We start from the raw sequence: 23610 nt of genomic DNA, 5'->3' as shown, positions 1-23610 counted from the left end.
AAAATCGGGATGCTTACGGCATCCCGATTTTATTATGCGTGTATATAGACGATTTCAAAAGGAATGCTTTTCAAAAGCTCTTCCTGCCTTTCCGGGGATTCGACGACCGGAATGATCTGGATCCTCTTTTTGGCGTGAATCTTCAGTTTGGCCAGGGGCTGCAGCTCGCTGTAGTTTTTGAAGTCGGTGCCGCGGAGGTCGTACATCACACCCGATACATCATATTCGATCAGTTCATCGAGTATGTGGCTCTGTCTGAAGTAGGGGATTTTCGCAAAATCCGGACCGATGATGAAATGTTTGTCACCGATCAGCTTCGACAGTTCGCTCACGAACATGGAATCCAGGTGATGGTGGCGGTCCGTGAACACCTGGTCCGTAATATATCCGTCTGCAGACGTGAAATGTTTGATTGTTTCAAAGATGATGTTTTTATGCATGAACGGATCATCTTCCTCCTGATGGTTGACGCTCGCAAAAATCTCCATATCAGGTTTCAAAGCCTTCAGCATATCCGGAAGCACAGGGTTCGGTGCATTGAGATTGTGCTGGGACATGACGACGGACTGATGATCTGTATTCAAATCATGACTGTGGAATATTGTTTTCATTTTTTCACCTCGAGATTATATTAACATAATTGAAGATTGTTTTTCGGAGGAGCAATTCCTACTTGTTTGATATGCAAAATGTTTTCCTATATACTCTGTATGACTCTAACTTAAAGGTGATAAACATGACAAGATATAATGATATGACGGAATTGATCGGCGGGACGCCCGCTGTAAAACTGAATAAAGTCGTGCCTGATGACTGTGCGGACATCTTCGTGAAACTCGAGATGTTCAACCCTTCACGCAGTGTGAAGGACCGTGCGGCTTTCAACATGATCAAACAGGCCGAAGAGGATGGCCTGATCAAGCCGGGGGATACGTTGATTGAACCGACAAGCGGCAACACGGGCATTGGTCTTGCGATGAATGCCGCCGCAAAAGGCTACAAGGCAATTTTTGTGCTGCCGGACAATATGACCGAAGAGCGCATCAACCTGCTGAAGGCCTACGGTGCCAAAGTGGTGCTCACACCGAGTGAGGAAAAGATGCCAGGTGCGATCAGGAAAGCGGAGGAATTGAAAGAGGAGATCCCGAACGCTTTCATACCGCAGCAGTTTGAAAACTATGCGAACCCGGACATCCATAGGACGACGACCGCCCTTGAAATAATGGAGCAGATGGAAGGCGATTTGGATGCGTTCGTTGCGACTTCCGGAACGGGCGGGACGATCACCGGCACCGGTGAAACGTTGAAGGAGAAACTTCCGGGACTCCACGTTGCAGTGGTGGAGCCGAGCGGCTCACCGGTACTATCCGGCGGCAAGCCTGGCAAGCACAAGCTGGTCGGGACCTCCCCGGGCTTCATACCGGTCATACTGAATGAAGATGTTTATGATGAAATCATCCAGATCGATGACGATGATGCCGTGAACATGTTCAGGCGTCTCGCAAAAGAAGAAGGCCTGTTTGTCGGCCCTTCCGCGGCGGCGGCTGTCCATGCAGCGATCCAGGTCGGCCAAAAACTCGGCAAAGGCAAGCGGGTGCTCTGCATCGCTCCGGACTCCGGTGAAAGGTATTTAAGCATGGGACTGATCGAATAGCGGCAGATGCCGATCCGGATGGAATGCGCAATAAAGTGCATCCGTCCGGATTATTCTTTTATATCCGGATTGTCGGCTTGATCTGTGGTGCGCCGTCCGGAAAAAGGGCGGAAACCCGGAGGGTTCCCACTGCATTTGAGGCTGCATCCGGATTTTGTCTGATTTTCCGGACAGATTCAACAGAAGGACACGGTCCGTCTGAAGGAGAGTTTATATATGCTTGAAGAACTGAAGAAAGAGGACTTTGAAGAGGTTTATGCCATCATGGAGCGCAGTTTTCCCGAAAGTGAGATCCGGACGAAGGAAGGGCAGAGGCAGCTGCTTGATTTGAAGGCCTACCGCCTGTACGGGTTGAGGGAAGACGGGGAGATCAAGGGCTTTATTGCGGAATGGGAGGCACCGGACCACCGCTTCGTCGAACATTTCGCGGTAAGTGTGCATTCGAGGGGTGGCGGCACAGGGACAAGACTCCTCCATGCCTATCATGACTTGAGTGATAAGCCCGTCATTCTGGAAGTGGAGCCGCCTGAAGATGAGTTGCAGAGAAGGCGGATAGCGTTCTATGAAAGGAACGGTTATCACCTTTCAGAATACGGCTACATCCAGCCGGTGATCAACAACAATCATGAAGGCGTGCCGCTTGTGCTGATGAGCACTCCGGATGTTTTGACGGAAGAGCGGTTTTTATTGTTCAAAGACTGGATTTTCAATACGGTGTATGATGATTAACGGCAAGTGGTTAAGGGAAGAGGGTAAATAAACAAATCTCTTGGAGGGGAAAAATTCATGAATATCAGTTTTCATGGCCATTCTGTAGTAATGTTCGAAAATGACGGAAAGAAAGCGATTGTCGATCCATTCATAAACGGCAATGGACTTACGGACCTCGAAGTAGAAAATGTGGAAGTGGATTACATCATCCTGACCCATGGGCACAATGACCATGTGGGGGATACGGTCGAGATTGCAAAGAAAAATGATGCGACGGTCGTCGCACCTGTGGAGCTTGCAGACTTTTTGGGGGCCCAGGGTGTTGACGCAGTGGGCATGAACATCGGCGGCACCTATGATTTCGGATTCGGCACAGTGAAGATGGTCCATGCGTTCCATTCGTCGAGCTTTACACAGGAGGACGGCACCATCCAGTATACGGGCATGCCGACGGGCCTGATCTTCAACATCGGCGGCAAGACGGTGTATCATACGGGGGACACCGGCCTGTTCGGTGATATGAAACTGATCAGCGATGTCAACGGTCCGATTGATTTGATGTTCGTGCCGATCGGCGACCACTTCACGATGGGCATCGAGGATGCGGCATATGCAGTCAATGAGCTGGTTAAGCCTGCGGCCGTTGTGCCGATACACTACAATACGTTCCCGCCGATTGAAGTGGATGCGGAACAATTCAAGGACAAAGTGGATACGGACTGCCAGGTGCTGAAACCCGGCGAATCCGTCAACTTTTAAATGAAATGATTCAGATGACCTGCTCCGGCAGGTCTTTTTTATTTTGCGGATAAAGCGGTATAATGGAACAGGGTGATATTATGACGAAGACGAAAGCGGAGAAGATAATAGAATACATAAAAGGGCTGCCGGAAGGGACGAAGATTTCCGTCCGCCAGGTCTCGAGCCACCTCGGTGTGTCTGAAGGCACAAGCTACCGTGCGATCAAGCAGGCTGAAGAGGAGGGGCTCGTCAAGACGATCGAGCGCGTCGGGACGATCAGGGTCATCAAGAAAGAAGATCATATCGTCGGCGATCTGACGTTTGATCAGGTGAACCGCGTCATCCAGGGGGCGGTGCTGACGGGACATCAGTATCTGGACCGTGAGATCAGCCGGTTCATCATCGGGGCGATGCGGACCGAGGAGATCGGAAAATATTTGGAGGATGGTGCGTTTTTGATCGTAGGAAACAGGGAAGATGCACAACTCAGGGCGATCAACAGCGGTGCAGGGATTCTGATCACCGGAGGTTTTGGTGCCAGCCCGGAAATACTGAAGAAGGCGGAAGCGCATAAAGTCCCGGTCATTTCAACCGAGCATGATACGTTTTCGATCGCCTCGCTCATCCATCGTGAGCTGTACAGCCTGTCGCTGATTAATGAGGTGACAACGGCGAATGACCTGATGCTGAAGCAGGAAGGGTATGCTACAGATGTGACGGCAGACCTTTCACGTTTCGTCCCCGGTGAATCCGTCACTTTCCTGCTTGACGGCGACAGGTTCCTCGGCACCGTGAAGTCCCGGGACCTGCCCCATATCAACAAAAGCAATTATAGGAAATACCTGTATCAGGACATCTACGTGCCGGCACATACGACGATCCAGAGCATGAGGCAGATGATGACATGGCACCAGCTGAACATCATCCCGGTCGTCGGCAGTTCACGCGAATTCCTGGGCGTCGTCCACCGGCGGGAAGTCTTCAAGGATGTGGCTCCCCATACGCTTCAGACGGGCATGTCGACCGAGGAGATCATCGACCGTGAGATCACAGTCAGGGAAAATGAACTGCATATCAAGGTGATGCCTTTCATGACCGATGAATTCGGTACACTGACACAGGCCGGGTTCATGCGCCTCGTCGAGAGGATGGTCATGATGGTGGCGAAAGAGCGGGATATCAAGAATTACCACATCGACTCGCTGAATGTGACCAACCTGAGGCTGGTCCAGATCAATCAGGCAATCCAGCTTAACGGCGAAATCCTGGACATCGGCGATCAGTACATCAAGATGGAAGTGAGGACGATGAGCGACGGCGTGCTCTACAGCAAAGTGGGGCTCATGGTGCAGTATTTCAAATAAAAAGCGGACAGAGACGCCGGAAATCATGGATGAGATCGGAATTAAGGGAGAGATCCGATCTCAGTAGGTTCCAGGCGGCCTGCAAATAGGAAACGCAAATCTAATCCGATCACAGGCACCCTGAACGTCAATCCAGATCGGATCAACCGTCAGCAATTCCAGCAAATAAAAAAACCGGCATCCCTGCCGGTTCATTTGGTACTTGTCTTCTTCTTCTTTTCAAATTCTTCCCATGCTTTTTCCTCGATCGGGAGGTTGCCCTTGAATTTCCGGCGGGCTTTATTGAAATACCAGATGTTGTAGCCGCCGACGGCTATGAAGAGGAGGCCGATTATGTAGGAGACGGCCGTGCCGAACTGGATGATTGAATTCAATCCGAAAGAGACCATGAGGATGCCGAACCAGATCCTGGAAATGCTGTTGTAGTAAACGGTCCGCACTTCACGGTTGGTCCTGACCTGCCTGATTTTATAAACCAGGAACATGAAAAAGGAGACGAGCAGTATTGTGACAAGTAATGAGACGGTGATTTGGTACATTAGCTCCATCAGTTACAACTCCATTCCTCATGTAGTATAATATTTGGTAATTACCTGCGTCAAATCTTTTTAAGGGGAGATCATATTTTGCACACAAATTATATAAACGAATTGACATCTTTGAAAGAGAATTATAAGGAAATCCTGAACATGATCAATCAGCACGATGACATCTTCATATACAGGCATATCAGGCCGGATCCCGACGCCTACGGCGCCCAGCTGGGTTTAAAGGAGATCATCAGGAAACTCTTCCCGAACAAAAACGTCAGTGCACTCGGGACGGAGGAACCGAGCCTGTCGTTCCTCGGACAGATGGATGAAGCAAAAGCGGGTGAGGATGCGCTCTGCATCGTGGTGGATACTGCGAATAAAGACCGCATCGACGGCCATATCCCGGAAGGTGCGAAAGTGATCAAGATCGATCATCATCCCGATTTCGACCCGTTCGGTGATATCAACCTCGTGGAGACGAAAGTATCCTCGACGTCTGAACTGCTCTACCTGATTGCGAACATGTGGGGCTATGAGAACGATTATATCAACGATGAATCGGCGAAGCTGCTGTACATGGGCATCGTCGGGGACACGGGGCGTTTTCTGTTCGACAACACGACAAGCAGGACGCATTACGTCGTCTCGGAGCTGAAGCGGTATGATTTCGATGCGACCGGGCTGATCCAGGAGATGCAGAAGACGTCGATTGAATCATTCAGGTTCAAGGGGTATCTGATCAGCAACTTCACCCTGCGCCCAAGCGGGCTGCTTTACACTTTCGTCAGCCGTAAGGATCTGGAGGAATTCGGGGTGAGTGGCAATGAAGCGAGCCTCAGCGTCAACCTTTACAGGGACCTCGACGAAGTCGATGTGTGGTTCATGGCGATCGAGGAAGAGGATGAGATCAGGGTCAGGCTGCGTTCGAAATCGACGGTGATCAATGAAGTGGCACGTGATTTCGGCGGCGGCGGCCACCCGCTCGCCTCAGGCGTAAAGCTCGACCATAAGGATGAGATCGACACACTCATCCGGGCACTTGAAGAAAAAATGAAAAAGAAATGATCAGGAGGGGATGAAATGATCAATTTTAACGTCCATTCGAGTTACGAATTTTTGAACAGCAACATCAAAATTGATCCTCTTTTAAATCTTCTGAAGGAAGATGGCCAGACGGCCGTCGCCGTGACGGACCTCAATCATATGCACGGCATCTACCAGCTGCTGGCCAAAGCACCCGCTTACGGCATCAAGCCGCTCGCCGGCATGGAGATCCTCGTCGACGACGGCCTGGGCGGCATCCCGTTCATCCTGCTTGCAAAAAATGAGGAGGGGTACCGCTCCCTCATCAGGATTTCTGCGATGCTTTCCTATAAAAGCATCACAAAAACCCCGAAAGATTTCTTCCTCAAAAATGTCCAGGGCTGTGTCTGCATCGCCAAATCCGATGCAGGCATTGCTTTACTGGATGCGCTTCCGACGGACTGGGATGACAGGTATGCGGCCCACACCATCGAAGACACGGATTACAAGCGTGCCTTCATCCATACTTCGCGCTATATGCGTAAGCAGGACAGGAAAGCATTGAAGGTGCTGAATGCCATCCGGGATAACGACCGGCTGGAGCTTCATGAGCTGACTGAAATATCCGGGGAAGAATACATATTGAAAAAAGAAGACATTGGGGAGGATATGCAGCCGTTCCTCCGGGTGAATGAGGAGATTGCCGCAAAATGCAATGTGTCCGTGCCGAAAGTGCGTACGACGCTGCCGCATTTCCCGCATCCGGAAAACGATGATTCTGATGCGTTCCTCCGGCGCCGGCTGGACAGGCGGCTCAAGGAGAAGACCGATGGCAGTGATGCGTACACCGAAAGGCTCGAGTATGAGTTCGATGTCATAAAAAACATGGGATATTCCGATTACTTCCTCATCGTCAGTGATGCCGTCAACTATGCAAAGAACAATGATATATACGTCGGTCCGGGCCGTGGCTCATCCAGTGCGAGCCTCGTTTCGTTCCTGTTGAACATCACCGAAGTCGATCCGCTCAAATACAACCTGCTGTTCGAACGTTTTCTAAACCCTGAACGCGTGACCATGCCGGATATCGATATCGACTTTGAAGATACGAACAGGGACAAGGTCGTCAGCTACCTCATAGAAAAATACGGGCAGATGAATGTGTCGAATATCATCACTTACGGCACACTCAGTGCGAAGATGGCGGCAAGGGATGTCGGCAGGGTGCTGAAATTCAGTGATGAGGAGCTGAAATACATTGCAAACATCATCGGACCCGAGCTGAATGTCACGCTCGATAAGGCATTCAGCAGCGACGCATTCAAAAGGCTGATGGCCGGGGATGACAAGTATAAGCTCTATAAGGATATATGCCTTTCCGTCGAAGGGTTGCCAAGGCATGCATCCACACATGCAGCGGGTGTGCTCGTCAGTGAGGCGAAGCTCACGGAGAACATTCCAATCATGTTCACCGAAGGCCATACGATCAGCCAGTGGCCGATGAACGAAGTGGAAGGGGCCGGGCTGCTCAAGATCGATGTGCTCGGCCTCAGGAACCTTTCCCTGATCAGAAGGATGGTGAACATGGTGAGGTACAGGGGGGATGAAATCGACATCCACAACCTTGAGGAGGATCCGAGGGTCTATAAGATGCTCGGGCATGGTCTCGGCCTCGGCGTCTTCCAGCTGGAATCCGCCGGCATCCGCAATGTGCTGAGGGAAGTGCGGCCGACCGTCTTCATGGACCTTGCCGCGGTGCTCGCCCTGTACAGGCCCGGTCCGATGCGGGAGATTCCGAACTTCGTGCGCGGCAAGCACCAGCCGGAAATCGTCACATACCCCCATGAAGACCTTGAGGAAATACTGCGTGAGACGAACGGCGTCATCGTCTATCAGGAACAGATCATGCAGATCGCAAGCCGGATCGCCGGCTACACCTACGCCCAGGCGGATATACTGAGGCGGGCGATGAGCAAGAAGGACCGGCCGACGCTCCTTCGGGAAAAGGAGAACTTCCTGAACGGCGCGAGAAATAAAGGCTATGAGGCGTCGCTTGCCGAACACATCTTTGATTTGATTTTGAAGTTTGCAGATTACGGTTTCCCGAAAAGCCATGCCGTCGCGTATTCCAGGATTTCATACATCATGGCCTACATCAAAGCGCGGTATCCGGATATCTTTTATTCGGTCATATTGATGCAGAACATCGGCAACCATGGAAAAATCAATGAATTGATTGAAGAGATGAAACTATTGAAGGTGCGCATGCATCCGCCGGACATCAACCGCTCAAGATACGCCAACACGGCGGAGAAGGGCGTCCGGCTCGGGCTCGGCATGATAGAGGGCGTCACTTATAAAATCGCGGAGTCCATACTGAAGGCAAGGGAAGACGGGGCGTTCAAGGATATATACGACCTGAAGACCCGGGTGGAGGCGAACCTGTCCGAGAAGGTGCTGAGGAACCTGATCCTGTCGGGGGCGCTCGACGGTTTTGAGGAAAACCGCAAAACCATGCTCCAGTCGATGGCCCATCTGAAGGATATCAACGCAGAGGAATTTTCAAATGAATCCTTTTTGAGCGCACTCGGCTTCAATGTCAAAAAGGAATATGAATATGTGGAAGAGATGTCGCAGATGGAGAAGATCGAAGGGGAGAAGGCATCACTCGGCTTCTACTTATCCAGCCATCCGATCAACCTGCTCCAGCGCGAAAACCAGTCGATCCCGTTCAACCTTTTCAGCCAGCAGAAATTATACGGGACATATCTCGTGTTTTTCGAAGAGCTGAAGGTCATCAAGACGAAAAAAGGCCAGAACATGGCATTTGCCAAAATTACGGACGGCATCAGTGATATGGATGCGGTGATCTTTCCGAGCGTCTATTTCACGGAACACCAGAAGCTTGCGGAAAAGGCGCTTGTCATCAGGGGAAAACTTGATGAAAGGAAAGGCCAGCCGCAGATGATTGTGGAAAAAGTGGAGGAACTGGAGAGCTTCAAAGAAGATTATTTGAAGCGGGTCAAGAAGATTTATGTGAGGAATGAAGATAAATACGATTTCGACCACCTTCTGGGGGATTCCGGCATAACGGTATTTTCATTTGAACAGAACCGGATCCTCGGAAGGGTGGCAGGTGCGAGCCTCGAAAACCTCCAGAATATCATCGCGCCGTCGGATTTGAGATTTATGTCGTAAGTTTGTTGTGTAAAGTAATATAATTTGATAATATACAGTGGTATGACCACCACGTGAGGAGAGATAGTCGAATGTCTTTAAGAGATGACGCACTGCACATGCACAAGATCAACCAGGGAAAACTCAGCTTAACTTCGAAAGTCGAACTGAAAACGAAAGAAGATTTGAGTCTGGCCTATTCACCCGGGGTGGCTGAGCCATGCAAGGAGATATATGAAGACCCGAGGACTTTATTCGATTATACGATCAAGGGGAACACTGTCGGAGTGGTGACGGACGGTTCTGCGGTACTCGGCCTCGGCAATATCGGCGCGGAGGCGAGCCTTCCGGTGATGGAAGGCAAAAGCGTGCTGCTCAAGTCATTTGCAGGTGTCGATTCTTTTCCGATTGCTTTGAAGACGAATGATGTCGATGAAATCGTCAATACGGTGAAACTCATGACCCCGGTCTTCGGCGGAATCAACCTCGAAGACATCTCCGCCCCGCGCTGCTTTGAAATCGAAGAACGCCTGAAAAGGGAGACGGACATCCCCGTCTTCCATGACGATCAGCATGGTACGGCGATCGTCACTTTGAGCGGCCTGCTGAATGCAATGAAACTGACGGACCGCTCATTCAAGGATATTAAAGTGGTGCTGAACGGTGCGGGTGCTGCGGGTGTGGCCATCGTCAAACTTCTGCACAGCTTCGGCGTCAAGGATATGATCATGTGCGACTCGAAAGGCGCGATCTATGAAGGGCGCCCGAACGGTATGAACCCCATCAAGGAAGAGATCAGCAAGTACACGAACATGGACAACCTTGAAGGCCGGCTTGAAGAGGTGATTGAAGGTGCGGATGTGTTCATCGGTGTGTCCGTGGCCGATGCATTGACGGAGGACATGGTGAAGTCGATGGCGGATGAAGCGATCATCTTCGCCATGGCGAATCCTAACCCTGAAATCATGCCGGATGCGGCATTGGCCGCAGGTGCCGGCGTGATCGGGACGGGCCGCAGTGATTTCCCGAACCAGATCAACAATGTGCTTGCGTTCCCGGGCATCTTCAGGGGGGCGCTCGATGTGCGTGCAACCCACATCAATGAAGAAATGAAAAAGGCGGCGGTGCGTGCAATCGCGGACCTGATCCCTGAAGATGAACTGAGCAGCGAATATGTCATCCCCGATCCCTTCAACCCCCTTGTTGCGCCGTCGGTGGCGAAAGCGGTCGCTGAAGCGGCGATGCATTCGGGAGTGAGCAGGATCAAGGTGGATCCTCAGTACGTTTATGACAGAACGCTCGAATTAACAGAATCGGAGTAAAATATGAGTGAGAAAAAAGGACTTGAAGCTGTTATAGAGGAAATATATGCAATCATAGACTCTAAAGACATCCAGGTCGGACAAAAGATTCCAAGTGAACGATATTTAAGTGAAAATCTGAATGTCAGCAGGCAGAGTGTCCGTGAAGCATTGAGGGCCCTGGAATTCCTCGGCATCATCTATGTCAGGAGAGGCGAAGGCACCTACCTTGCAGACATCGACAGCCATCAGCTGTTCGAACTGATCGCCAAATATCTGATCCGTACGGATAAGCAGCGGCATGAACTCGGCGAAGTCCAGCACATGATGGAAGAATACGTGGACAGGAAAACTGGCAGTGAAGACACTGTCCTCACATACGACAATAAGATCATGAGAAAGATCTATGTCATCTTAAAAAAATATACAGGACGGTAAGCTGTGTTATAAATGGGGAATTCAAATATGCTAAGGGATTTATTTTTCAAGTTGAATAAAAAAGTGAACGACACTAAAGAGGAACCCGGCGTGTTCCAAAATAACGAATCGATCATCACGAAGTGTCCAAACTGCAAAAAGATACTATATTCAAAAGAGCTGTATAAAAGGCTGAATGTCTGTTCGAACTGTGATCATCACCTGATGATCTCGAGTACGGACAGGATGGAGGCCCTCCTTGATGAAGGTTCGGAAACAAGACTGTTCGAAGGCGTCACTTCGGTGAACCCGCTGGATTTTCCGAACTACGAATCGAAGCTTGAGAGCGACAAGGAAAAGACGGGGCTGAATGAAGCTGTGATCGTGAGTGAAGGCACCCTGGACGGCTCTCCTGTGGTGATCGCCATCATGGATGCGCGGTTCCGCATGGGCAGCATGGGCTCGGCAGTCGGTGAGAAGCTCGCGCGTGCGTTCAATCATGCAACCGAGAAGCGCCTGCCCGTCATCGTCTTCACGGCAAGCGGCGGTGCGAGGATGCAGGAAGGCATCATCTCCCTGATGCAGATGGCGAAAGTGAGCGTTGCGGTGGAGCGGCACAGCAGTGCGGGGCTGCTCTACATCGCCTACATGACCAATCCGACGACCGGCGGTGTGTCGGCGAGTTTTGCCTCGGTCGGTGACATCAACCTGGCCGAAAGCGGTGCCCTGATCGGCTTTGCCGGCCGCAGGGTCATCGAAGAGACGATCAAAGAAAAATTGCCGGATGATTTCCAGACTGCTGAATTCTTGCTTAAGCACGGGCAGCTTGACGATGTTGTGGACAGACGCAGCATGCGTGACTATTTAAGTCGGATCTTATCCATGCACAGCGAGGTGAAGTAATGGCTTTCGATTTTGAGAAACCACTGGAGGAACTTCAGGACAAGATCAGGGAATTGGAGAAATATGCCGCTAAGAATAAGCTGGACCTCTCCAAGGAGATCAGTTTCCTTGAAGACAAGGTGGAAGAGAAGAAAAAAGAGATCTATGAGAATTTGACGCCGTGGCAGAGGGTGGAGATCGCAAGGTATGCAAAAAGGCCGACGACCCTCGAATATATCGAGACGCTGTTCGATGACTTCATCGAGTTTTACGGCGACCGGGTATACAGCGACGATGCGGCGATCGTCGGCGGGATTGCGATGTACAAAGGCGCCCCCGTCACGGTCATCGGCCATCAGAGGGGCCGTGATACGAAAGGGAACATCAGGCGCAATTTCGGCATGGCGCATCCCGACGGCTACAGGAAAGCGCTCAGGCTGATGAAGCAGGCTGACAAGTTCAACCGGCCGGTCATATGCTTCATCGATACGAAAGGTGCATATCCGGGGAAAGCGGCGGAGGAACGCGGACAGAGCGAATCCATCGCGCGCAACCTGGTCGAAATGGCAGGCCTTAAAGTGCCGGTGATCAGCATCGTGATCGGTGAGGGCGGCTCGGGCGGTGCACTCGCGCTCGGCGTCTGCAACCGTCTTCTGATGCTTGAAAATGCGACTTACTCGGTCATTTCACCGGAAGGTGCCGCGAGCATACTTTTCAAGGATGCCTCCCTGAAAGAGATCGCAGCGGAATCGTTGAAGATCACCGCGGACAACCTGAAATCGCTCGGCATCGCCGATGCGGTCATCAAGGAACCGGACGGCGGCGCGCATAACGACAAGGAATATGTGTTCAAGAGCCTTGATGAAACATTGGCCGATTACCTTGAGGAACTCAGGAAAATGCCGGGTGATGCCCTGGTCGAGGACAGGTTCCAAAAGTACATGGCAATCGGTGAATATGAGGAACAGACTTAAGCAGCCCACAGGGCTGCTTTTTTTTGTGCGCCAAGTTTTGTAATGATAAATAATGGCTAGAATAAAGGGTATGTGATATTTTTAAAGTAAGTACCAGATGGGGGACTAATTATGAAGAAACTTGCAGTTTTGACAAGCGGCGGGGATTCGCCCGGCATGAACGCGGCGATTCGTGCGGTCGTAAGGAAAAGCATTTTTGAAGGCTATGAAGTTTATGGCGTCTACCAGGGCTTCCAGGGTCTGATCACGGATAATATAGAGAAGCTTGAACTCGGGGATGTCGGCGATATCATCCAAAGGGGAGGCACGAAGCTTTTCTCTGCGAGATGTCCGGAGTTCATCGATGCGGGTGTCAGGAAGAAAGGGGTCGAAAACCTGAAGAAGCATGGGATTGACGCCCTTGTCGTCATCGGCGGCGACGGCAGCTACAGAGGTGCCGAGAGGCTGAATGGTGAAGGCATCCGTACGATCGGCGTTCCGGGGACGATAGATAATGACATCAACGGCACGGATTTCACGATCGGCTTCGACACGGCATTGAATACGATCGTGGATGCGGTGGACAGGATACGGGACACCGCGACCAGCCATGAGCGTACGTTCATCATCGAAGTGATGGGCCGCGATGCAGGGGATCTTGCCCTCTGGGCCGGTGTCGCAGGCGGTGCCGAAACGATACTCATCCCTGAAGATGCATCCGACATCAAGGCGGTGGCGGAACGTATCGAGGCCGGGATGAACCGGGGCAAGAAACACTCGATCATCATCGTTGCCGAAGGTGTGATGTCTGCACAGGAGTGCGGCAAAGAACTCAGGAAGTACATCAATGTCGATACGAGGGAGAGTGTACTCGGTCACATGCAGCGCGGAGGCAAGCCGACCGGCAATGACCGGGTGCTCGCATCCAGGCTCGGTGCATTTGCGGTGGACCTTTTGAAGGATGGTGTTTCCGGCTGCGCAGTGGGCATAGAGAACAACAGGCTGATCGAGACGAAGTTTGATAAGATATTTGAAGAGGAACATCAGATCGACAGGGCTTTATACAAGTTATCACAAGAGTTATCAATTTAGGAGGATCATTCAATGAGGAACACTAAGATTGTCTGTACCATCGGACCAGCTTCAGAATCACCGGAAATGCTCGAGAAATTGATGAATGAAGGGATGAATGTCGCCAGGCTGAACTTTTCACACGGCGACCACGAGGAGCATGCGGCACGCATCAAAAACATCCGTGAAGTCGCAGAAAAACTGGATAAGACGATCGGCATACTGCTGGATACGAAAGGTCCGGAAATGAGGACCCACTCGATGGAGAAAGGTGCAGTCGAACTGAAGAGGGGCCAGGACATCATCGTCAGCATGGATGAAGTCACCGGAACTTCCGAGAAATTCTCGATCTCTTATTCAGGGCTGATCGATGACGTCGATTCCGACAGCAGGATCCTGCTGGATGACGGGCTGATCGAACTGAAGATAAAGAACATCGATAAATCATCAAATGAAATACTGTGCGAAGTGCTGAACGGCGGCATCCTTAAAAATAAAAAGGGCGTGAACGTCCCCGGCGTATCGGTCAATCTGCCGGGCATCACCGAAAAGGACGAAGGCGACATCATTTTCGGCATCGAGCAGGAAGTGGATTTCATCGCGGCAAGCTTCATAAGAAGGAACAAAGATGTGCTTGAAATACGCGAGCTCCTTGAAAAGCATGATGCGACACATATCAACATCATTCCTAAAATTGAAAACCAGGAGGGGATCGATAACATCGATTCCATCCTTGAAATATCGGACGGCCTGATGGTGGCGCGCGGGGATCTTGGTGTGGAAATCCCGCCGGAGACGGTGCCTATGGTCCAGAAAGATCTGATCAAAAAATGCAACATCATCGGCAAACCGGTCATCACCGCCACACAGATGCTCGATTCGATGCAGGTGAACCCGCGCTGCACCCGTGCCGAGGCAAGTGATGTGGCGAACGCTATCTACGACGGCACGGATGCCGTGATGCTGAGCGGTGAGACGGCGGCGGGCGACTACCCTGTGGAAGCGGTGCGGACGATGGCCTCCATCGCGGTTTCCGCCGAAGCGGCACAGGATTATAAAAAGCTGCTGTCGGAGCGGACGAAAGTGCAGCAGACCAACCTTGTAACAGCGATCGGCGTTTCCGTCGCCCATACGGCACTGAACCTGAACTCGAAGGCGATCGTCGCTGCGACGGAATCCGGCCATACGGCACGGATGATCTCCAAATACCGCCCGCACTCAGATATCATTGCCGTCACCCCTTACGGATATGTCGCAAGGCAGCTTGAGCTCGTCTGGGGCGTCCATCCGATCGTCGAGGATGCGACGAAGGATACAGATACACTGCTCAACACCTCCGTTGCCGTCACCCTTGAAAAAGGCTATGCGAACAATGGAGATCTTCTGATCATCACCGCCGGTGTACCGACCGGACACGCGGGGACGACCAACCTGATGAAGCTGCATGTCGTGGGTGATGTGATATTGAAAGCCCAGGGCATCGGCAGAAGGAGTGCCGTGGGGGAAGTCGTCACGGCGCATGACCTCGAAGAACTGAAGTCGAAAGATTTGAAGGATAAAATCGTCGTGCTCCAGTCTGTAGAGCCGGAGATGACGACGCTCCTCGAAGAAGCGGCGGGCCTTGTCACGGTGGAGGGCGGACTCACCTCACACGGTGCGATCATCGGTCTGAACCTCGGGCTCCCGACGATTGTCGGTGCAGTGAAAGCATTCGATGTCCTGGAGGATGATAAACTGGTGACGATAGATGCAGAACAGCATTCCATCTACAGCGGACATGCGAACGTGCTTTAAGAATTTAAAATGGGCCCGCCGGCTTGAGTGAAGCCGGCGGGCATTTTTGATGAAGTTATTGTTTCCCTCTTAAAATTACACTGGTATAATGATTCTGAGGTGTTCATATGAAGATGCGTTTTTTATTGATGATCATGTTTACTTTTGTACTGATACTCACGGCCTGCAACGGGGATGAAGCGGCGCCGGCAGATTCCGGTGAAGAGGCGGACGATACAGCTGACACCGCTGAAGAGACATCCGATGAAGCTGACGAAAGCCCCGACGCCGATGAGGCGCCTGCGATTTCAGCCGATGAATTGATCGATTCAGCCCAGGAGGAATGGGGAGGAACCGACAGTTATGAACTGAATCAGGTTTATATGATCGAAGGTAATGATATGTCCGAATCCATCCGGACGATCACGACACACAGCGATCAGAATGAACTGAAGGTGGAGATCAACCGTGATGACGCGACTGTGACCCATTACATCGTGGATGACAGCCATCATATATACAGCGGGCATGAAATGGAACCGCAGGCAGAAGCACCCGATATAGAGGGCACCACATACGGCGATCTGATCAGCCAGCTGGATCCTTACCGTTCCGGTGAAGTGGAGGGTACGGATGAAGGCTACACACTGACCATGCAGGTTGAAAATATGGAGGATGCCGAAAACCTCCTGTCCGGTGAGATGAGCGGACTGCTGCAGGAGGCGGAGGACATTACAGGTGAAATCAATCTGACCTTCGATGAAGAATACCGGTACACCGGCGGCGAAATGACGGCCGTGCTGGTGAGCGGGGGCGAAGAGATCGACTTGTCTTCAAGCATGACGATTGAAGATATCAATAATATACCTGTCATAGAAAAGCCGAACGGCATGTAAAAGACCAATCATTCAATGATTGGTCTTTTATAATTAAAACTTATCATCTACCATAAGATAATTAAACGTTTCTTATCATACAAATTTATAATGCATAAAGAATGCATAAAAGCTTTGACCGCAACGTTTGAAAGCGTTTTTGTAAATGCTTTCACAAGGTTGGTCCTTATAATCATTCATTCACAATACTTTATAATTTGATATAATGAATGAAACTATGAATATTAGTAATAGTAATTTAGAGGAGGATTTAAAATGCCTGAAAACAAAGGTTTAGAAGGGGTAGTTGTTGCTGATTCCAAGATCAGTTCCATCATCGGGTCACAATTGACGTACGGTGGATATGAAATTGACGATCTTGCTGAAAATGCACTGTTTGAAGAGGTGGTTTATCTGCTGTGGAATGATAAGCTGCCGAACCAGCAGGAGTTGGATGCATTCACCGATGAATTGTTCAATTTGATGACTTTGGATGACAACATCTACAAGCATTTTGAATTATATCCGGTTGACAAAGTACATCCCATGTCAGCCTTAAGGACTGGAGTGTCACTTTCGGCACACTTTGATGAAAATGCCGAGGACAGCTCGGTTGAAGCATCAAGGAACAAAGCGGTCCGCATACTTGCACAGATGCCTGCACTGGTTGCTGCATTTGCACGCATCAGGGACGGCAAAGAAGTCATCAAGCCTCAAAAAGGCCTGAGCTATGCTGCGAATTTCCTTTACATGCTGAACGGCGAGGCGCCGACGGATGTCGAGGAGGAAGCGATGAATAAAGTGCTTGTGCTGCAGGCGGACCACGAATTGAACGCTTCCACCTTCACTGCCCGCGTCTGTGTGGGCACGGAATCGGATGTCTACTCCGGTGTGACTGCTGCAATCGGCGCACTCAAGGGGCCGCTGCACGGTGGTGCGAACGAACAGGTCATGGAGATGCTGAAGGAGATCGGCACTCTGGACAATGTAGAAGGTTACTTACAGAAAAAGTTCGATAATAAGGAAAAAATCATGGGAATCGGCCACAGGGTATACAAAGACGGGGATCCGAGGGCGAAATATCTGAAAGAGATGTCGAAGAAACTCACAGAGGAAAGTGGTTACAGTGAGCTGTTCGATATTTCCACTAAAATCGCAGATATCGTCAAAGAGGAGAAAGGCCTGCTGCCGAACGTGGACTTCTACAGTGCAACTGTCTATCATTCACTGGGCATTGAATCCGACCTTTTCACACCAATATTCGCAATGAGCCGCGCTTCAGGCTGGACGGCCCACATACTGGAACAGTATGCCGACAACAGGCTGATCAGACCGAGGGCTGAATATGTCGGTGCTACAGGCAGAAAATACGAACCGATCGAAAGCAGATAACATCAAAACATATAATATAATCTGGAGGAATAAATAATGGCTGGCGAAAAAATCGCAACAAACAATGGAAATTTGACTGTACCAAACAACCCGATCATCCCTTTCATCGAAGGTGACGGCACGGGGCCGGATATATGGAATGCAGCACAGAAGGTGCTAGACGGTGCTGTTGAAAAAGCATACAACGGCGAAAAGAAAATCGAATGGAAAGAAGTGCTTGCAGGTCAGAAGGCATATGACAAAACAGGCGAGTGGCTGCCGCAGGATACACTGGATGCGATCAATGAATACCTCATCGCGATCAAAGGACCTCTGACGACACCGATCGGCGGCGGCATACGTTCATTGAACGTTGCGCTGCGCCAGAAGCTGGACCTGTTCACATGTCTGCGCCCGGTGAGATATTTCGACGGCGTTCCTTCGCCGGTGAAGCGTCCGGAAGACACGGACATGGTGATCTTCAGGGAGAACACTGAAGACATCTATGCAGGCATCGAATTCCAGGAAGGTACGGACGAAGTCAAGAAGGTCATCGATTTCATCCAGAACGAAATGGGCTCTGAAAACATCCGCTTCCCTGAAACTTCAGGCATCGGCATCAAGCCGGTTTCAAAAGAAGGCACCGAGCGCCTGGTGCGTGCGGCGATCAACTATGCAATCGACAACAACCGTCCGTCTGTGACGCTCGTCCACAAAGGCAACATCATGAAGTTCACGGAAGGCGCGTTCAAGGCATGGGGTTACGACCTTGCGGAAAGGGAATTCGGCGACAAAGTGTTCACATGGAAAGAATACGATGAGATCGTTGAAAAAGACGGCCGCGAAGCAGCGGATAAAGCCCAGGGCGAAGCTGAGGACGCAGGCAAGATCATCATCAAGGATTCCATTGCGGACATCTTCTTACAGCAGATCCTGACACGCCCGAAAGAGTTCGGCGTCGTGGCGACGATGAACCTGAACGGCGACTACATCTCCGATGCGCTTGCAGCACAGGTCGGCGGCATCGGCATCGCACCGGGTGCGAACATCAACTATGAAACAGGACATGCGATCTTCGAGGCGACACACGGTACGGCGCCGAAATACGCAGGACAGGATAAAGTGAACCCTTCATCCGTCATCCTTTCAGGTGTACTGATGCTCGAGCACATCGGCTGGACCGAAGCGGCTGAACTGATCACGAAATCAATGGAGAAGACGATTGCTTCCAAAGTCGTCACTTACGATTTTGCCCGCCTGATGGACGGCGCGAAGGAAGTCAAGTGTTCCGAATTCGGTGAAGAACTCGTTAAAAACATGGGATAATCCAAATATCATATGAAAGCACGGCTCAAATTGAGCCGTGCTTTTTATTCGTTTACCGGAGACTCCCCGGAAAATTATTTGAAAATTTGGCCGCAAACATATATACTGTAACGCGTTGTCTTTTTATTAAGACCACTTATACATTTTGGGAGGAGAGGAAAGAATGGAAAATGGTAAAAGAAAAAATAGTTTCTTCCAAAAATTTCTCGACTTTGTGGAGTGGCTGGGCAATAAACTGCCGCATCCCGTCACATTGTTTGCGATACTGGCGGGCCTAACACTGATCGGTTCCTGGATTTTCTCGGCACTCGAAGTGTCCGTGGAGCATCCGGGGGAGGAAGGTACAGTTGCAGTCACAAACCTATTAAGTGCGGAAGGGATCAATTACATATTCCTTAATATGACTGATAATTTCATCAACTTCGCACCGCTCGGCGTCGTCCTTGTGACGATGCTCGGCATCGGGGTGGCGGAGCACTCTGGACTCATCAGTGCAGCACTCCGAGGTTTCGTTTTATCCATACCGAAAAGCCTGATCACAGGCGGGCTTGTCTTTGCAGGCATCATGTCTTCACTTGCATCCGATGCAGGTTATGTCGTGCTGCCGCCGCTTGGCGCGGTCATTTACCTCGCGCTCGGCAGGCATCCGCTTGCAGGGCTTGCCGCAGCATTCGCCGGTGTATCCGCAGGGTTCTCTGCGAACCTGTTCCTGAGCGGGACCGATGCGATGCTCGCAGAACTCAGCACCGCGGCAGCCGCAACGATCGACCCTGCATATGCCGAAACGATGAACGTCGCGATGAACTGGTACTTCATCGCAGTGAGTGTCTTTGTACTGACGCTCGTCGGCTGGTTCGTCTCGGATAAGATCGTCGAACCGCGCCTCGGGAAATTCACCCTCGGTACCGGTGTCGATACGGACGAAGAGGAAGAGGACTACATGGCGCCGCTTACGAAGCTGGAAAAAAGAGGGCTGCTGCTGGCGTTCATCTCGGTCATCATCGGCCTGATACTTGCAGCTTCACTCGTCGCCTTCCCGGCTTCACCGATGCGCGGGGACGAGGGCTCATACCTCGATACGATCATCCAGTCGCCGTTCATGAATGCGCTTGTGCCGATCATAGCGATCCTGTTCTTCATACCGGGGCTCGTCTACGGCATTGTGACACGCTCCATCAAAAACGATAAGGATGTTGCAAATCAGATGTCGAGGACGATGGCAGGCATGGGCATGTTCATAGTGCTCGCTTTCACAGCCGGCCAGTTCGTCGCCTACTTCAACGAATCCAACCTCGGGCTGGTCATCGGCGTTTACGGCGCGGACCTGCTTGAGAACATGAATCTGACGGGCATTCCGCTGATCATCGGGTTCGTCCTGGTCACGGCGTTCATCAACCTGTTCATCGGAAGTGCCAGCGCCAAGTGGGCCATGATGGCGCCGATATTCATCCCGATCATGATGCAGCTTGGTTATTCGCCGGAACTGACGACGATGGCATATCGTGTAGCGGACTCATCGACGAACATCATTACGCCGCTCATGACATACTTTGCGATCATCATCGCATTTGCGCAGAAATATGACAGGAACATCGGCATCGGTACATTGATTTCGGTCATGTTGCCGTACTCGATCTTCTTCCTGGTCGTATGGAGCCTGATGCTGATCGTCTGGATGCTCACAGGTCTGCCGCTCGGTCCGAATGCACCAATTCATTATCCGGGTTAGACGGTTTTTCAAAGACACAGTTTACACTGTGTCTTTTTTCTTTTCATTATCAATTTAAGACATGTATAATTCAGTTGAGGATAATACATTCTGAGGAGACTATTTCATGAAAAAATTAATTTTGATTGATGGCAACAGTGTGGCCTTCAGGGCCTTTTACGGACTGCCTTTATTATCCAACCAGAGCGGTCTGCATACGAATGCGGTCTTCGGTTATGCAAGGCTCCTGGAGCGGATCATAAAAGAGGAGGAACCGACTCATTTCCTCGTTGCTTTTGATGCAGGGAAGTCCACTTTCAGGCACAAGGAGTACAAGGACTACAAAGGCGGCAGGCAGTCGACGCCGCCGGAGCTCGGGGAGCAGTTCGCCCCGATCAGACGGCTGATCGACGCCTACGGCATCAAACGTTTCGAGCTGGATGAATACGAAGCGGATGACATCATCGGGACGCTCTCCAGGATGGCGGACGAAGAGAAGATGAAGACGATCATCATCACCGGCGATAAAGACCTGACCCAGCTTGCAAGCGACCATACCGCCATCTACTTCACCAAAAAAGGGATCAGCGACATCGAGGAATATACACCTGAACACATACGGGAAGTCTATGACCTCGAGCCCGGGCAGATCATCGACCTGAAAGGCCTGATGGGGGACAAGTCCGACAATATACCGGGCATACCGGGCGTCGGCGAGAAGACGGCGCTGAAGCTCCTGCATCAATTCGGCACGGTCGAGAATGTGCTTGAAAATGCCGATTCAGCAGGCGGCAAAAAGCTCCAGGAGAAGCTGAAGGAGTTCAGCGAAGAGGCGCTTATGAGCAAGAATCTTGCCACGATCCACAGGGAAGTGCCCGTGGATTTTGAAATTTCAGATCTTGAATTCAGGAATGACTCCGAAGAACAGAAGTACGAACTCTTCAAAGAGTATGAGTTCAATTCCCTGCTGCAGAACATGGATGCACAGGAAACGGAGGATATCAGCGACTTCGATGTGACATTGACGGACGATCTTGATGAACTTGGTGAAAAAGTCTCGATCCACCTGGAAGTCCGCGCGGACAATTATTTATACAACAGGCCCGAATACGCCGCCGTGACCGATGGCGAAAAGGCCTGGATCAAAAAGATCGAAGACATCGATGCTGACAGGCTGGAGGCGTTCTTGGACAGCCGAAACGAAGTGAATGCCTATGACATCAAAAGGCAGATCGCGCTGCTGCGCCAGCTCGGCATCGGCTTCACCGGCTTCACACATGACATCATGATGGCAAGCTTCCTTCTGGACCCGTCCAAGAAGATCGTCGATGTGGCCGAGACGGTCAGCCCGTACGGCATCAACATCAACAGCGACGATTTCCACTACGGTAAGGGGCGCAATAAAAAAACGCCGTCCGAAGAAGAAATGACCGAGTTTCTGACGGACAAGGTGATGGCGGTCCACACCGCTAAAGATGAAATGGTGGCCAAACTTGCCGAGGATGAGATGGCGGACCTGTATCACGATCTTGAAGTGCCGCTGTCCAAAGTGCTCGCAGAAATGGAGCTTAGGGGGATACGCGTCCTGCCCGAACGCCTTGTTGAGATGGAAGAGGAGATCGAAGGCCGGCTCGAGGAGATGAAGGCGCGCATCTATGAACTGGCCGGGGAGGAGTTCAACATCAACTCCCCGAAACAGCTCGGCGTGGTGCTGTTTGAAAAGCTCGGTCTGCCTGTCATCAAAAAGACGAAGACCGGATATTCAACGGCTGTGGATGTGCTGGAGGCGCTGCAGGACAAACATGAAATCATCCAGCATCTGCTGGATTACCGCACGATATCCAAGCTCCAGTCGACTTATGTAATCGGCCTGCAAAAGGAAGTGCGGGAGGATTCGAGGATCCATACGCGCTTCAACCAGACGCTTGCACAGACCGGACGGCTCTCATCAGTTGAGCCGAACCTGCAGAACATACCGATCCGCCTGGATGAGGGACGGCTGATCAGACGGGCATTCGTACCTAAAGATGAAGACCATGTACTGCTCGCGCTGGATTATTCACAGATTGAACTGCGCGTCCTTGCTGCGATCACGGGTGATGAGACGATGCAGGAGGCATTCACGAGCGACCTCGACATCCATACGAAGACGGCGATGGAAGTGTTCAATGTGGCACGTGAAGATGTCACACCGACAATGAGGCGGAATGCCAAAGCGGTGAACTTCGGCATCGTCTACGGCATCAGCGATTACGGGCTCAGCCAGAGCCTCGGCATCACCCGTAAGGAGGCGAAGACTTTCATCGACAATTACCTTGCCTCCTTCCCTAAAGTGAAGGCATTCATGAGTTCGATCATCCAGGATGCAAAGCGGGACGGCTACGTGAAGACGCTATTGAACAGGCGCCGTTACATCCCGGACGTCCACAATAAAAACTTCAATGCACGGAGTGTGGCCGAGCGGACAGCGATGAACTCGCCGATACAGGGCAGTGCCGCGGACATCATCAAGCTTGCGATGGTGAACTATGCCAAAGATGAAAAAGCACAGAGCTTCAATGCAGAGCTTCTGCTGCAGATCCACGATGAATTGATCTTTGATGTTCCGAAAGATGAAGTGGAAGATTTCATCCCGGTGATCAGGGATATTATGGAAAATGCGCTTGATATCGGTGTGCCGCTGAAGGTCGAACATGGCTACGGCAGCGACTGGTATCAGGTGAAGTAGGT

Annotated in this window: 19 protein-coding genes; 17 read left to right on the top strand and 2 right to left on the bottom strand. The window is 51.1% G+C overall.

What is annotated here, in order from left to right; genetic code table 11:
• Window positions 1-32 precede the first annotated feature (32 nt).
• The gene (locus tag LPW40_RS03810) at window positions 33-611 is read right to left on the bottom strand and encodes a hypothetical protein (protein WP_230820882.1); all 579 of its coding nucleotides are present in this window, start codon (window positions 609-611) and stop codon (window positions 33-35) included.
• Between the two features lie 125 nt (window positions 612-736).
• On the opposite strand from LPW40_RS03810, the gene cysK reads away from it, so the two are divergent.
• The 4 genes from cysK to LPW40_RS03790 all read left to right on the top strand — a co-directional run bounded on the left by cysK (window position 737) and on the right by LPW40_RS03790 (window position 4470).
• A complete protein-coding gene (cysK, locus tag LPW40_RS03805; protein ID WP_230820881.1) occupies window positions 737-1654 on the top strand; it encodes a cysteine synthase A in 918 nt (305 codons plus the stop codon).
• Window positions 1655-1870: 216 nt separating this feature from the next.
• Window positions 1871-2383 (top strand): GNAT family N-acetyltransferase, encoded by a 513-nt coding sequence (locus LPW40_RS03800; RefSeq protein ID WP_230820880.1) that lies wholly within the window; start codon window positions 1871-1873, stop codon window positions 2381-2383.
• A gap of 57 nt (window positions 2384-2440) precedes the next feature.
• Window positions 2441-3124, top strand: a complete 684-nt coding sequence (locus tag LPW40_RS03795) for a metal-dependent hydrolase (RefSeq protein ID WP_230820879.1) — start codon at window positions 2441-2443, stop codon at window positions 3122-3124.
• An 80-nt stretch (window positions 3125-3204) separates the two neighbouring features.
• The gene (locus tag LPW40_RS03790; protein WP_230820878.1) at window positions 3205-4470 is read left to right on the top strand and encodes a DRTGG domain-containing protein; all 1266 of its coding nucleotides are present in this window, start codon (window positions 3205-3207) and stop codon (window positions 4468-4470) included.
• A 191-nt stretch (window positions 4471-4661) separates the two neighbouring features.
• Here the strand turns inward: LPW40_RS03790 and LPW40_RS03785 are convergent, their stop codons facing one another.
• The gene (locus tag LPW40_RS03785; protein ID WP_230820877.1) at window positions 4662-5018 is read right to left on the bottom strand and encodes a YtpI family protein; all 357 of its coding nucleotides are present in this window, start codon (window positions 5016-5018) and stop codon (window positions 4662-4664) included.
• Window positions 5019-5120: 102 nt separating this feature from the next.
• Here LPW40_RS03785 and LPW40_RS03780 point away from each other — a divergent pair, with 102 nt between their 5' ends.
• The 13 genes from LPW40_RS03780 (at window position 5121) to polA (ending at window position 23608) form a co-directional block, all read left to right on the top strand.
• Complete coding sequence (locus LPW40_RS03780; RefSeq protein WP_230820876.1) at window positions 5121-6068, top strand: DHH family phosphoesterase; 948 nt, start codon at window positions 5121-5123, stop codon at window positions 6066-6068.
• A 15-nt stretch (window positions 6069-6083) separates the two neighbouring features.
• Window positions 6084-9224, top strand: a complete 3141-nt coding sequence (locus LPW40_RS03775) for a DNA polymerase III subunit alpha (RefSeq protein WP_230820875.1) — start codon at window positions 6084-6086, stop codon at window positions 9222-9224.
• Window positions 9225-9295: 71 nt separating this feature from the next.
• On the top strand, window positions 9296-10525 hold the full coding sequence (gene ystJ, locus LPW40_RS03770) for an NADP-dependent malic enzyme (protein WP_230820874.1): 1230 nt from the start codon (window positions 9296-9298) through the stop codon (window positions 10523-10525).
• 3 nt (window positions 10526-10528) lie between these two features.
• Window positions 10529-10942 carry a FadR/GntR family transcriptional regulator gene (locus LPW40_RS03765; RefSeq protein ID WP_097039287.1) on the top strand — a complete coding sequence of 138 codons (414 nt, stop codon included), beginning with the start codon at window positions 10529-10531 and terminating at the stop codon, window positions 10940-10942.
• Between the two features lie 27 nt (window positions 10943-10969).
• Entirely contained in the window at window positions 10970-11824 is an 855-nt protein-coding gene (accD, locus tag LPW40_RS03760; RefSeq protein ID WP_230820873.1) for an acetyl-CoA carboxylase, carboxyltransferase subunit beta, read from the top strand.
• Window positions 11824-12777 (top strand): acetyl-CoA carboxylase carboxyltransferase subunit alpha, encoded by a 954-nt coding sequence (locus LPW40_RS03755; protein ID WP_230820872.1) that lies wholly within the window; start codon window positions 11824-11826, stop codon window positions 12775-12777. Before accD ends, LPW40_RS03755 begins: the two co-directional genes overlap by 1 nt.
• A 111-nt stretch (window positions 12778-12888) precedes the next feature.
• Window positions 12889-13848, top strand: coding sequence for a 6-phosphofructokinase (pfkA, locus tag LPW40_RS03750; RefSeq protein ID WP_230820871.1), 960 nt, complete (start codon window positions 12889-12891; stop codon window positions 13846-13848).
• A 12-nt stretch (window positions 13849-13860) separates the two neighbouring features.
• On the top strand, window positions 13861-15621 hold the full coding sequence (pyk, locus tag LPW40_RS03745; protein WP_230820870.1) for a pyruvate kinase: 1761 nt from the start codon (window positions 13861-13863) through the stop codon (window positions 15619-15621).
• A gap of 107 nt (window positions 15622-15728) precedes the next feature.
• Complete coding sequence (locus tag LPW40_RS03740; RefSeq protein WP_230820869.1) at window positions 15729-16496, top strand: hypothetical protein; 768 nt, start codon at window positions 15729-15731, stop codon at window positions 16494-16496.
• A 255-nt stretch (window positions 16497-16751) separates the two neighbouring features.
• On the top strand, window positions 16752-17867 hold the full coding sequence (locus tag LPW40_RS03735) for a citrate synthase (RefSeq protein ID WP_230820868.1): 1116 nt from the start codon (window positions 16752-16754) through the stop codon (window positions 17865-17867).
• Between the two features lie 33 nt (window positions 17868-17900).
• The gene (gene icd, locus LPW40_RS03730; RefSeq protein WP_230821073.1) at window positions 17901-19172 is read left to right on the top strand and encodes an NADP-dependent isocitrate dehydrogenase; all 1272 of its coding nucleotides are present in this window, start codon (window positions 17901-17903) and stop codon (window positions 19170-19172) included.
• 163 nt (window positions 19173-19335) lie between these two features.
• The gene (locus LPW40_RS03725; RefSeq protein WP_230820867.1) at window positions 19336-20901 is read left to right on the top strand and encodes an AbgT family transporter; all 1566 of its coding nucleotides are present in this window, start codon (window positions 19336-19338) and stop codon (window positions 20899-20901) included.
• Between the two features lie 106 nt (window positions 20902-21007).
• Complete coding sequence (polA, locus tag LPW40_RS03720; protein WP_230820866.1) at window positions 21008-23608, top strand: DNA polymerase I; 2601 nt, start codon at window positions 21008-21010, stop codon at window positions 23606-23608.
• Window positions 23609-23610 lie beyond the last annotated feature (2 nt).

Origin of the sequence: Salinicoccus halitifaciens, from assembly GCF_021026095.1 — a bacterium.
GTDB classification, from domain to species: domain Bacteria; phylum Bacillota; class Bacilli; order Staphylococcales; family Salinicoccaceae; genus Lacicoccus; species Lacicoccus halitifaciens.
The sequence above is the reverse complement of the archived record's forward strand: the minus strand, read 5'-3'. Positions and strand labels throughout refer to the sequence as shown.